10 protein-coding genes are annotated in these 12,671 nt (G+C 61.6%); 2 read left to right on the top strand and 8 right to left on the bottom strand.

Annotated elements, in window-relative coordinates:
* Positions 1 to 17 precede the first annotated feature (17 nt).
* A complete protein-coding gene (locus tag OGM61_04295; protein UYI85302.1) occupies positions 18 to 1,589 on the bottom strand; it encodes a peptidyl-prolyl cis-trans isomerase in 1,572 nt (523 codons plus the stop codon).
* A gap of 987 nt (positions 1,590 to 2,576) precedes the next feature.
* Complete coding sequence (locus OGM61_04290; GenBank protein UYI85301.1) at positions 2,577 to 3,038, bottom strand: signal peptidase II; 462 nt, start codon at positions 3,036 to 3,038, stop codon at positions 2,577 to 2,579.
* Between the two features lie 195 nt (positions 3,039 to 3,233).
* Here OGM61_04290 and OGM61_04285 point away from each other — a divergent pair, with 195 nt between their 5' ends.
* A complete protein-coding gene (locus OGM61_04285; protein UYI85300.1) occupies positions 3,234 to 5,003 on the top strand; it encodes a phosphoenolpyruvate carboxykinase (GTP) in 1,770 nt (589 codons plus the stop codon).
* Positions 5,004 to 5,098: 95 nt separating this feature from the next.
* On the opposite strand, the gene OGM61_04280 is transcribed toward OGM61_04285, so the two are convergent.
* The 6 genes from OGM61_04280 to OGM61_04255 all read right to left on the bottom strand — a co-directional run bounded on the left by OGM61_04280 (position 5,099) and on the right by OGM61_04255 (position 10,473).
* Entirely contained in the window at positions 5,099 to 5,575 is a 477-nt protein-coding gene (locus OGM61_04280; protein ID UYI85299.1) for a small multi-drug export protein, read from the bottom strand.
* 25 nt (positions 5,576 to 5,600) lie between these two features.
* A complete protein-coding gene (locus tag OGM61_04275; protein ID UYI85298.1) occupies positions 5,601 to 7,013 on the bottom strand; it encodes a polysaccharide biosynthesis C-terminal domain-containing protein in 1,413 nt (470 codons plus the stop codon).
* A gap of 182 nt (positions 7,014 to 7,195) precedes the next feature.
* On the bottom strand, positions 7,196 to 8,020 hold the full coding sequence (locus OGM61_04270) for a transporter substrate-binding domain-containing protein (GenBank protein UYI85297.1): 825 nt from the start codon (positions 8,018 to 8,020) through the stop codon (positions 7,196 to 7,198).
* 119 nt (positions 8,021 to 8,139) lie between these two features.
* Positions 8,140 to 8,913 (bottom strand): amino acid ABC transporter ATP-binding protein, encoded by a 774-nt coding sequence (locus OGM61_04265; GenBank protein UYI85296.1) that lies wholly within the window; start codon positions 8,911 to 8,913, stop codon positions 8,140 to 8,142.
* Positions 8,914 to 8,925: 12 nt separating this feature from the next.
* Positions 8,926 to 9,573 carry an amino acid ABC transporter permease gene (locus OGM61_04260; GenBank protein UYI85295.1) on the bottom strand — a complete coding sequence of 216 codons (648 nt, stop codon included), beginning with the start codon at positions 9,571 to 9,573 and terminating at the stop codon, positions 8,926 to 8,928.
* Positions 9,574 to 9,651: 78 nt separating this feature from the next.
* A complete protein-coding gene (locus OGM61_04255; protein UYI85294.1) occupies positions 9,652 to 10,473 on the bottom strand; it encodes a transporter substrate-binding domain-containing protein in 822 nt (273 codons plus the stop codon).
* A 226-nt stretch (positions 10,474 to 10,699) separates the two neighbouring features.
* On the opposite strand from OGM61_04255, the gene mnmG reads away from it, so the two are divergent.
* Positions 10,700 to 12,577: a tRNA uridine-5-carboxymethylaminomethyl(34) synthesis enzyme MnmG gene (mnmG, locus tag OGM61_04250; protein ID UYI85293.1), complete on the top strand. Its 1,878-nt coding sequence runs from the start codon at positions 10,700 to 10,702 to the stop codon at positions 12,575 to 12,577.
* Positions 12,578 to 12,671: the final 94 nt, after the last annotated feature.

The following is a 12,671-nucleotide window of genomic DNA, read 5'->3' as shown; positions in this document are numbered from 1 at the left end:
TCTTTCGCGTGTCTGATTTATCCGACGTACTTCATGCCCTTGAGCTCGGTGCTGGTCCAGCCGTCAAAGAACGTGCCCTCCCAGGCGTTGAAATCATCCGTGCGCAGCGCCTGATCGCCAAGGTAGTCGCAGTAGCGCTCGCCCTGGCCGACGTAATACACAAGGTGATAGCCGCAGTAGGAATCGCTCTCGTTAAAGACGATGCCCACATCGCCCGGCTTGCGCGCGGGATCGAAGCAGAAATCGTTGAACTCCTGCACCATCTGGCCCTTGTAGACGTTCTCGTACAGGCCGCCCTTCGTGTTCGAGCCGCTGTCCTGGCTGAAGGAGTTGGCCAGCTGCGCGAAGTCGTCCTCGGTCTGGTCGCTCTGCTCCCAGCGGGCGTAAACATCGTCGATCGCGGCCTTGGCTTTCTGCTTTTCCTCGTCGGAATACGTGCCGTCGCCGTCACTGTCCTCCGCCTTGATGAGGATGTGGCGGACGTTGACGGTGTTGTAGGCATTATCATCGCGGCTCTCGAAGAGCACGACGTAGTAGCCGCTGTTTTCCTGCTCCACGACGGTCACGTCGTTGGCAGTGCGGTCGGCGCTGTAGAGCCAGTCAGCGTACACAGCGGAGCTGAAGTTTGAGCCCTTGGTATCGGCGTTGTCCGTGACGCTCGGCGCGGTGCTCGTGCCGTCCTCGGACGTCTTGGCGGGAACATTGGCCGTGACGGCGGCAGTGAAGCTCTCCGCGTCATGCGTGGCGGCGGCGATCTTGTCGGCCGTGGCCTTGGCGGCCGCCATCGTGGCGTCCGTGGTCTTGGAGGTCGCGTTGCCGTCGTCGTCCGTGCTGTCCTCGGTATCCGCCTGGACGAAATAGTACTGATAGTTGAACGTATCGCAGCTGTTCTTATTCTCGGCGTAGCTGGCCGCGATCTCCTCGGGCGTATAGGTGTAGCTGTCATACTGCTGCTGCGAGTACTTCGTGGCGAGCTCGCTGAGCTCGAGCATATGGCGCACGACCTTTTTGGTCACGCCGTTGCCATAGGCCGCCTGCAGATACTTGCTGACGGAGTTGTACTTATACTGCTTGGCAGTGAGCTCGAGGTAGGAAAACTGCTCGTCGATCTCATGCTGATCGTCCTCGTCGAGCGTGACGCCGGCCTTCTGCGCGGCATCGCACAGCGCCGTGACCTGCACCAGATTCTTTTCGGCAGCATCCTTGAAATAATCGTCCCAGGTGTCGAAATCCTCGCTGATGCGGCACTCCTGCTCATCGAGCGCCTTGCTGGTGTCGAGGCCAACGTAGCTCAGATAGCTGCCGTACTGGTTGCAGAACGTGAGGTAGGCGGAGCGGTAGGCATAATTGACCTCCGCCGAGGAATACTTCACATCGCCGACCTGCAGCGCGGGGCGCGCGGTGTAAAAGAGACTGGAGTTGCCGATCAGGATGGCGGCAACGAGCAGCACGACGATGATCGAACCGACCGTCCACTTGATCTTGCTTTGCTTGCGCTCTTTGGCTTCCTTCTGCGAGGCGACCTGGCGGCGCTCCGTACCCAGCGCACGCTCGTCTGTGCGGCGCTTTTTGTCCTGGGATGCACTCATTCGTGATTCACCTTATCCTTTGAAAATAGTGTTGCCCGCGGAGACAGGCTCCGATTACGGAAAATATGCATAGATTATAGCGCAATCGGCCAATGGTTTCAAGTTCTTTCTATTTCCACGGCGCGGGTTCGTGCATTTTTTCGCACCGCAGCGCATAGAATGGCCATATGCGAATTCAACGGGAGGTGAAAACACATGGGCCAGGACCTGGACGACTGGATCTTCGGCGGTCAGAGCGCCGCTCCGAGCGACCGCTGAACCGAAGCTGCTGCCGCTGTGCGCCGACGGACACGCACGGCGGTTTTCCTTTTGCGCGCCGCCGCAGAGGATCTGCCAGCGCCCCGCGTTGCAGGGGGCGTTGGCGCGAGGCAGGAAAATTCGGCGTTTTTGCCGAACATTCTGCCTGATTTTTGTTTATTAAATCATTGACAAAAAGAAAACGAACTGCTATACTGTAGCCAGAACCAGAGAAGAGCAGCAGCCCCTCACGAGGGGCAGCGCCTTTAGAATACAGGTTCAGCGAAATCGACGGAGGTGAGTCCGATGTACTGAATCGTCCGGAAGCAGACAGGGTTCTGTGACTCCGGAGTCGGCACGCAGTGGTGCGGAATCTTGCATACGCATTTCCCTTCACAGCGGTCGGAGTCCGCGTGTAGCACAAAGGCCTCTGCACACGGCGGGAAAACGAAACAAAAAGGAGGTTCGGGTGATGGAACCGAACACGGCAGGATAGCCCCTTGTTCCGAGGTTGGAGCAAGGGGCTATCTATTATTCTGCGCAAAGCGCAGAATAATAGATAGCCTCATTTTCGATCAGGCGTCCTTGTCTTCACACTTAACAGTTTACATAATTCTAATTTACATAATATTAGAAATGCCTTTGCGAAACAACAACTTACCTATCCTGTCACTGTGCACTACAAAGCGTTTTCTGTAAGAAATGATTTGCTGTTGTATCCAAACAGTTTACATAATTCGGCTCACATAATCACAATTCTTCGCACAGCAGTGCGATCACTGCCGTGGTGCAGCCGGTCAGGATGCTCAGGTCGGCCGCGTTCCAGATGATGCGCCGGAAAAACGGGATGACCGCCCGCGGCAGGTACACATAGTCCGTGACCGACCCGCGCGCCCAGCGCTCGATGAGATTGGCCAGCGCGCCGCCGAGCATCAGGCCCATGCCGATCTGCAACGCCGTGCCGCCCCGGCGGCAGGCGCACACGGCCGCCACCGCCGCGAGCGCTGCGGCGGACGCAGTCTGCAGCGCGGCGGCCGCTCGCGGCTTTCGTGCAAACTTGCTGCACAACAGGCCGCGGTTATGCGCCCGGCGCAGCTGCACGCGCTGCCCGATGCGCAGCGGGAAGGTCTCGGCCGGCAGGGCGTTGATCTTCCGCCGGATGACCGCCTCGGCTGCCAGCACCGCCGCCGCCGGCACAATGGTTTTCCACATGGCGCTCCCCTCCTCGGGTCAGAGATGTCTGCGCGCATTGTAGCACAAATGCGCCTGTGTGAAAAGGTTCACAGGAAAAGTTTCCGTTTTGGGGTTTACAGGCGCGGCGGGATGGTGTAAGGTGTTTTCAGAGAATTGTAGTATAGATACGGATCAAGGTCGAGAAATTTTAGTCAAAAAGGAGAACCTGACAACATGGAACTGACGCAAAACCCGTCCGTACTGGAGCTGGTGCGGCAAACTGCCGAACTCACGACCCCGAAAGAGATCGTCTGGATCGACGGCTCGGAGGCCCAGCTCGAATCCCTGCGCAAAATCGCCGTGGAAACCGGCGAGCTCATCAAACTCAATGAAGAAAAGCTGCCCGGCTGCTATCTCAACCGCAGCGACGTCAACGACGTGGCGCGTGTCGAGGGCCGGACATTTATCTGCTCCAGAACCCGCGAAGAGGCCGGCCCCACGAACAACTGGATGGATCCGGACGAGATGAAGGCCAAGCTGCACGAGATTTTGCGCCGCGCCATGGCTGGCCGCACGATGTACGTCATCCCCTACTCGATGGGCGTGATCGGCTCCCCGTTTGCCAAGTACGGCATCGAGGTCACGGACTCGATCTACGTCGTGCTGAACATGGCCATCATGACGCGCATCGGCACGAAGGTGCTCGACGCGCTCGGCGACAGCAGCGACGTCATCCTCGGCGTGCACTCCAAGGTCACGCTCGATCCCGAGAACCGCTACATCGTCCACTTCCCGGAGGAGAACAAGATCATCTCCGTCAACTCCAACTACGGCGGCAATGTGCTGCAGGGCAAAAAGTGCTTCTCGCTGCGCATCGCCTCCGTACTCGGCCGCCGCGAGGGGTGGCTGGCAGAGCACATGCTCATCCTCGGCATCCAGAACCCCAAAGGCGAAGTGCGCTATGTGACGGGCGCGTTCCCGTCTGCGTGCGGCAAGACGAACCTCGCCATGCTCATCCCGCCCGAGGGCTACCGCAAAAACGGCTGGAAGTGCTGGACCGTCGGCGACGACATCGCCTGGCTGCGCGTCGGCCCGGACGGCCGCCTCTGGGCCGTGAACCCTGAAAACGGCTTCTTCGGCGTTGCCCCCGGCACGAGCGAGAGATCTAACCCGAACGCGCTTGCCTCCACGAGCAAAAACACCATCTTCACGAACGTCGTGCTCAACGAGGACGACATGACCGTCTGGTGGGAGGGCATGACCAAGCGGCCGCCCAAGGGCCACCTGCGCAACTGGAAGGGCGAAGTGTGGGACGGTAGCGACGGCACGCGCGGCGCGCACCCGAACAGCCGCTTCACCGCTCCGGCGGAGAACTGCCCGTGCATCAGCGAGGAGTTTTTCAAGGGCACAGGCGTGCCGATCAGCGCGATCATCTTCGGCGGCCGCCGCGCAAAGACCGCCCCGCTGGTCTACCAGTCCCGCGACTGGGCGCACGGTGTGTTCGTCGGCGCAACGATGGCGTCCGAGACGACGGCCGCCGCGACCGGCGCTGTCGGCGTCGTGCGCCGCGACCCGATGGCCATGCGCCCGTTCTGCGGCTACAACATGGCCGACTACTGGCAGCACTGGCTCGACATGGGCGAGAAGTTGCCGAACGCACCGAAGATCTTCAACGTCAACTGGTTCCGCACGGATGACAACGGCCGCTTCCTGTGGCCGGGCTTCGGCGACAACCTGCGCGTGCTCGAGTGGATCCTCAAGCGCTGCTTCGACGAGGTGGGCGCGGACGAGACGGTCATCGGCTACGAGCCGAAGCCCGAGGACATTGACCTCGACGGCAGCGGCGTGACGATCGAGACGCTCAAGGAGCTGCTGACGCTCGACGCGAAGAGCTGGCGCGAAAACTGCGCGGGCATCCGCGAATACTTCGAGCAGTTCGGCGACAAGCTGCCGCACGAGCTGCGCGAGGAGCTCGAGGCGCTGGAAAAAGCGTTTGCCGAGTAAGCCGTACAGAAAAACAGAAAAATCCCGCTGTCCCATCGGACAGCGGGATTTTTTTGCGTGCGCCAAAAAGCCCGGCGAAGCGGTCCTCGTTGGAATTAAAACAGCAGCGACGCCGCGCCATACGTCACGACGGCAACGATGATGCCGGCCGTGACGACGCCGAGCGCAATCGGCGGGAAGGCCTCCTTGACGCGCATCTCCAACATGGCCGCGATGAGCGAGCCCGTCCACGCGCCGGTGCCCGGCAGCGGAATGGCCACAAAAATGAACAGGCCCCAGAAGCGCGCACGGCGCACGGTGTCCGACTTTTTGAGCGCGCGCTGCTCCATGCGCGTGACAAAGCCGTTGAGCCGCTCGCTCTTCGTGCGCAGCCAGGCAAAAATCTTGCGGATGAAGAGCACGATGAACGGCACCGGCACGAGGTTGCCGAGGATGGACACCGCGATGGCGATGCGGTAATCCAGGCCGTGCGCCACACCGATCGGGATCGCGCCGCGCAGCTCGAGCACCGGCACCATGGAGATGAGGAAGGTCAGGATGATCTTTCCAAACAGGCTGTTCCAAATCTTCAAATCACAAATCCTCCAAAAAGTTGCGTCAGCGGCGGAAGCGGACGATCTTGCCCGCGCCGTCCAGAAGCGGCTTGCGGTTGAGCAGGAGCAGCAGCAAAATGCACACTGCCTGCGCGATCTTCCAGCCCGGAAGCTGCAGGACGATGAAGAGCGTCTGCACCGTCAGCAGGATGCAGTTTTCCGTGACGCCGACAACGTAAAACCGGAACGGGATGAACTTGCGCGCATCCACCGCCCGGATGACAAACACGACAAAATAGCTCACGCACGTGGCAATGGCCGCGCCCTGCACGCCGAGCTTCGACGGGATGAGCAGGAAGTTGAGCGCGATGTTGAGCAGCGCGCCGATCATGGACGTGACGAACGTGCGCTTGCTGCACTTTTCGACCATGTAGACGCTGCCGAGATAGCTCACGAACGCGGAAAAGACCATGGCCATGCCGAGCACCGGCACATACAGCCACGCGCCGTAATACTGCTCGGTCGTGAGCACGTGGATCTCCGGCACGGCGAAGGCGATGATGCACGCGCCGGCGAGGAACATCACCGACTGGAACGAGCACCAGACCTTCGAGAAGAAGCGGATGTGCTCGCGCCGGCTGCCCTGCGCCTCGGACACGGCGGAAAACTGCCACGCCTCCATGAAAATGCTCGACACGAGCGACAGGATCGTCGGCATCTTGTACGACACGGCGTAAATACCGTTGGCGTCCACGCCGAGGTAGGCCGTGACCATGTAGCGGTCGGACACGCTCGTGATCCACCAGAACACCGTCGTCGGGATCATGGGGATGCTGTAGGCCAGCATCTCGCGCGCGGCCGCCCAGCCCGGGCGGAGCATGAGCTGACGCCAGAGCCGCTCGCGCACGAACAAAAGCAGCGTGCACGCCAGATCCGCCAGCGCGACGGAGAGCACATAGCCCGTGATGCCCATGCGCAGGCCGACGAGGAAGAGCACATTCAGTCCGATGACGAGCACGGTATTGATCATGCCCTGCACGGCGTAGAGCGCCGTGTGTCCCTCGGCGCGCACAAACTGCGCGCACAGCGAGTGGAAGCACGAGCACATCGTATAGAGCGCGATCAGCCAGAGGAACCCGTCAAACTGCGGGAAGAGCCCCAGCAGCGGCAAAATGGCCACGAGCAGCACAGCGCCCGCCAGGATCGTATACACGCCGACGGAGAAAATGTTGCGCCGCTGCTCGGTGTGGTCCACGGCGAAGCGGAACACGCCGTCCGTGATGCCGAGGCTGATGAGCGGGAAGAGCAGATTGGCCGTCTGCGTGATGAGGTCGGCGGTGCCGTAGTCCGCGGGGGTGAGATAGCTCGTGTAAAAGCGCACCATGAAAAACACCAGCAGCTTGCTGCCGAAGGTGCCGAGGCTGATGAGCATGGTGTTGGACACGAGGGTTTTATATTTATTGTTGCTGTTCGACATAGGCGTACCTGTGTTTCTGCCCGCGCGAGTAAAAAATTTCCGCCGGTCTGGCAGGCGCGGACATAGCCAGTATAGCACAGTTGACGCGAAAGCGGGAGCTCTTTTTGCGGATCGCGGCGAAAAAGCGCACTCCGCCGCACAAAAAGCCGCCCGCGCAGAGCCCCGCGCGGGCGGCCAGACGGTCAGTGCGTATAATAAGCGAGCGCCGTACTGTCGGCCACGATGGCGGCGCAGTCTCCGGCCGAGAGCGCCTCGAAGCAGGCCTTCGACCCGCCGGTGACGCGCTGAGCCGCGCCGAAGGCTTTCATGAGCTTCTCGTCGGCCGAGAGGGCGGTCATGTACGTCTCGTCCGTGCCGAGCAGGACGGTCGTGCTCTTGAGGCTGCCGGCCGTGCGGTATTTCGAGTCGCCGCGCACGATGAGCTGCAGCTCATTTTCGAGATACGGCGCGGTGAGCGTCATCTTCTGCTTTTTCTTGTTCTTGCTGTCCTTGCTGTCGGTCTGGTCGAGCACCATGCCGCCCCAGGCACAGTCGACATTGCCGCTTGAGAGCTCGACATAGGCGTTCTGGTTCGAGATCGGCTGATACTGCAGCGTCCAGCCGAGGCGGGCGCAGACCGCCTGCGCGAGCTCGACGTCAAAGCCGCTGTAACCGTCGCCGTCGGCGTAGCTCATGGGAAAGCGCTCCTCGTTCAGGCCCATGATGAACGTGCGCTGCGGAATGTCGCCGAGCGCGTCGAGCGCATTGGCATCGCTGTCAAAGGTCGTGTTGTCCGTGCCGAACCACTTGAGCGCGAGGCTGTGGATCGTCCCGTCGGCCGCGAGGACCTTGAGCGCAGCATTGACATACACCGCCGCCTGATCCCCGTCCCGAAAGCCGATGCGAAACTGTTCCGTGCCGAGCGTCTTGACCACGCGGTAGCTGCCGACCGTCTTGCTGCACGCTGCGCAGGAAAAACACAGCGCGAGCGCAAGCAGCAGCGCCGCGATCCGTTTTGTATGCTTCAAGGGAAGCCCTCCCAAATGAAAAATCAAAAAAGCGCATCGGAACCCGATGCGCTTTTTATCATACCGAATCTTGCACGGCGGTGCAAGAGGGAAAAGCTGAATTTTCTCTTACATTTTTGTCACGGCCGCTCATTGTAGCGCGCGAGGAACTGCTTCGTGCGCTCCTGCTGCGTATCGCCAAAGACCGCCTCGGGCGCGCCCTGCTCGACGATGACGCCGCCGTCCATGAAAATGACCTTATCAGCCACGGCGCGGGCAAAGGCCATCTCGTGCGTGACGATGACCATGGTCATGTGCTCCTCGGCGAGCGCGCGGATGACCTTGAGCACCTCGCCCGTGAGCTCGGGGTCGAGCGCGGAGGTCGGCTCGTCGAAAAACAGGATCTCGGGGTTCATCTCCAGCGCGCGGGCGATGGCCACGCGCTGCTGCTGGCCGCCGGAGAGCTGGCACGGATAGGCGTCGGCCTTGTCGCCGAGGCCCATCTTCTCGAGCGTCTTGCGCGCGGACGCCTCGACCTCCGCGCGGTCGCGCTTCTGCACGCAGATGGGCGCGTCCATAACGTTTTTGAGTACAGAGTAGTGCGGGAAGAGATTGAACTGCTGAAAAACGAGGCCGAAATAGTTGCGGATCTGCTTGAGCTCCGCCTTGTCGGCGTAGACGGCGGCGCCGTCGTCGCCCGTGCGCGCGGCGTAGTGCCCGTCAAAGCAGACCTCGCCGGAGTCGATGCGCTCGAGCAGCGTGGCGCAGCGCAGCAGCGTGGATTTGCCGCTGCCGCTCGGGCCGATGATGGCCACGACCTCGCCCTTTTCGACGCTCAGGCTGATGTCCTTGAGGACGTGCAGCGTCCCGTTATTAAACGACTTTTTGACGTGATTGAGTTCCAATACGCTCATGACGGCACCTCCTTATTTGTAGTAGTCCATGCGCTTTTCGATCTTGCCCATGACAAAATCAACGATGGCATTGAACACGAAGTAGAACACGCCCGCCACAAGGAACGGCATGAAGCTGGTCTGGGAGTTTGCGATCTGCTTGCCGATGGTGAACATCTCCTGATAGGAGACGGTGAAGGCCATGGACGTGTCCTTGACGAGCGTGACGACCTCGTTGGTGATGCTGGGCATGATGCGCTTGACGACCTGCGGCAGAATGATGCGCAGGAAAGTCTGCGCCCTGGTGTAGCCGAGGACGTTCGCCGCCTCATACTGCCCCACGGGGATGGACTCGATGCCGCCGCGGTAGATCTCGGCAAAATAGGCCGCGTAGTTGATGGCGAAGGCGATAACGACGGGGATGAGCTTATTCTTGGCGACGGCCGTACCAAAGAGGTAGTACGGGCCATAGGTCACGGCGAGCAGCTGCAGCATCAGCGGCGTGCCGCGCAAAACCGCGATCACAAAACGGGTCACGCTGGAAACGACCTTGTTCTTGCTCATACGCAGCAGCGTGATGAGCATGCCCAGCGGGAGCGAGAACAGGATCGTCAGAAAGAAAATGGCGCAGGTCTTGCCGAGGCCCTCGCTCATTTTCATGATCATCGTAAGTAAAGTCATAAAGGATCCTCACTGTTACGCACACGCTCCCGGCGGCCGCAAAAGCCTCCGGGAGACGTGATGGAATTTCTGTCGTGCTTACTTGTTCAGGTAGGTCAGGTTGTTGACGATGTCGGGATACTTCGCAGCGATCTTCGCGTAAGTGCCGTTGTCAACCAGCTGCTGCACCGCACCCTCGATGGCGTCGCACAGCTCCTGATCGCCGGAGCGGAAGGCAATGCCGTACTGCTCGGCGCCCAGCTCCTCGTCGAGGATGGTGAAGCCGGCGTTTTCCTGCGCATAAGAAGTCGCCACGGGCTTGTCGACGATCACGGCGTCCACGGCGCCGCCGCCCAGCTCGGTGAAGCACTTGAGGAAGCTGTCACAGGTCGTGAGCTTGCCGAAGGTCTTGGCCAGGCTCTCAAGGTCGCCGCCCTCGGACAGGAGGGACTCGCCGGAGGTGCCCAGCTGCACGGCCACGTTCTTGCCGGCCAGATCCGCGGAGGACTTGATGTCGCTGCCTTCCTTGACCATGATGACCTGCGTGTTATCGTAGTAGGGCTTGGAGAGCACATAGCCGGCATCCTTCATGCTGTCGAGGATGGTCATGCCGGACCAGACACAGTCGCACTCTTTGGCATCGAGCTGCACCAGCTTCTGATCCCAGTTCACACCAAAGACCTGCAGGTCCCAGCCGAGCAGATCGCAGGCGGCCTGAGCGATCTCCACGTCAAAGCCGGTGTACTTGCCGTCGTCGCCCAGATAGCTGAACGGCGGGTATTCCGGATCGACGCCCATAATAAAGGTTCTCTTTCCGTCGGCAGCGGTGTTGCCGTCGTCCGTCTTGCTGCCGCAGGCGCACAGCGCCAGGCACATCACCAGCGCGAGCGCCAGCGAGATCACTTTCGTCATCTTTTTCATGTCGGTTCTCCTTCGTCATATTCTCAAAATTTTGTTTTGCTTGTTAGCACGCTGTTATATTACCACATTAGCACGATAAAGCAAGACCTTTTTCAAATTTTGTTGTGCGGATGCTGCACAACCGTTTTTGCCCCCGCGCATGCCCCGCCGCTCTTGCATTCGGGGCGCGAAACGGGTAAAATAAAGTTTTGTTGTTATTCTAATAAGAATCCGGAGGGATCTCGTCATGCGTTATGATGCCGGAAGCTGTGACGTCGCCGTCGTCGGCGCTGGCCACGCGGGCATTGAGGCCGCGCTGGCCGCCGCGCGGCTGGGACTGGACACCGTCTGCTTTACCATCAATATGGACGCCATCGGCAATATGCCCTGCAACCCCGCCATCGGCGGCACGGGCAAGGGCCACCTCGTGCGCGAGCTCGATGCGCTCGGCGGCGAGATGGCGCGTGCAGCCGATCGGGCCTGCATCCAATGCCGGATGCTCAACCGCGGCAAAGGGCCGGCCGTGCACTCGCTGCGCGCGCAGGCCGACCGGCGGAAGTATCAGGCCGTGATGAAGCACACACTCGAGCTGCAGCCGAACCTGCGCGTCAAGCAGGCGGAGGTCGTGGCCGTCGAGACGGAGGGCGGCCGCGTCAGCGCCGTCGTGACGGCAAACGGCGCCGTGTACCGCTGCCGCGCCGCCGTGCTCGCCACGGGCACGTATCTGCACGGGCGCACGATCGTGGGCGATGTGCTGCGCGACTCCGGGCCGGACGGGCTGGCGGCCGCCGGGCCGCTGGCCGAGTGCTGCAAGGCGCTGGGGCTGCGCATGCGCCGGTTCAAGACCGGCACGCCGCCGCGCGTGAACGCGCGCACGGTGGACTTCTCGCGCATGGAGCTGCAGCCGGGCGACGCGGAGATCGAGCCGTTCTCGTTTTCCACCACGCACCCGGTCGAGAACAAGGCCGTGTGCTACCTGACCTATACCAACGAGCGCACGCACGCCATCATCCGCGCGAACCTCGACCGCAGCCCCATCTACTCCGGCGTGATCGAGGGCGTCGGCCCGCGCTACTGCCCGTCCATCGAGACGAAGATCATGACCTTTCCCGACAAGCCGCGGCACCAGCTGTTCATCGAGCCGATGGGGCTGGACACGGAAGAGCTCTACATCCAGGGCTTCTCCTCCTCCCTGCCGGAGGACGTGCAGGTCGCAATGCTGCACACGCTGCCGGGACTCGAGCACGCGGAGATGACCCGCTGCGCCTACGCGATCGAATATGACTGCGTAGACCCGACGGAGCTGCTGCCGACGCTCGAGGCCAAGAAAGTGCCCGGCCTCTACGGCGCGGGGCAGTTCAACGGTTCGTCCGGCTACGAGGAGGCGGCCGTGCAGGGCTTCGTCGCGGGCGTGAACGCGGCGCTGAAGCTGCTGGAGCGTGAGCCGATGATCCTCCGCCGCTCGGACGGGTACATCGGCACGCTCGTGGACGACCTCGTGACCAAGGGCACGAACGAACCGTACCGCATCATGACCTCCCGCTCGGAGTACCGCCTGCTGCACCGGCAGGACAACGCCGACGAGCGCCTGAGCGCCATCGGCCACCGGATCGGGCTGGTATCGGACGAGCGCTTTGCCGCCGTGCAGCAAAAATACCGGCTGGTGGACGCCGAGTGCACCCGGCTGGAGAAAACGCACCTCGCCCCGTCGGACGCCCTCGCCGCGATGCTCACCGCGCGCGGCACCGCGCCGACGAGCTCGGGCGTGAGTCTGGCCGACCTCCTGCGCCGGCCGCAGATCACATATGCCGACCTCGCGCCGTTCGACCCCGCGCGGCCGGAGCTGCCGCGCGTCGTGACCGAGCAGGCGGAGATCCGGCTCAAGTACGCGGGCTACATCCAGCGCCAGCTGCGGCAGGTGGCGGAGTTCACCCGGCTCGAAGAGCGGCTGCTGCCGCCGGATCTCGACTATCGGCAGGTGTCCTGTCTGCGGCTCGAGGCGCGGCAGAAGCTCAGCGACATCCGCCCCGCGAGCCTCGGCCAGGCCAGCCGCATCTCCGGCGTCTCCCCCGCCGACATTGCGACGCTGATGGTCTATCTCGAAAGCCGCGAGGGGCAGAAATAAATAGAGCAGTTCCCGGACGGCGCAACGCCGTCCGGGAACTTTTTATGCCGAAATCCATCTTACCCCTTGACAGATGCGCCGACGCATGGTACCT

Source organism: Clostridiales bacterium (assembly GCA_025757645.1).
Taxonomy (GTDB): domain Bacteria; phylum Bacillota; class Clostridia; order Oscillospirales; family Oscillospiraceae; genus CAG-103.
Note: the sequence above shows the minus strand (reverse complement) of the source record. Positions and strands in the feature narration are given on the sequence as shown.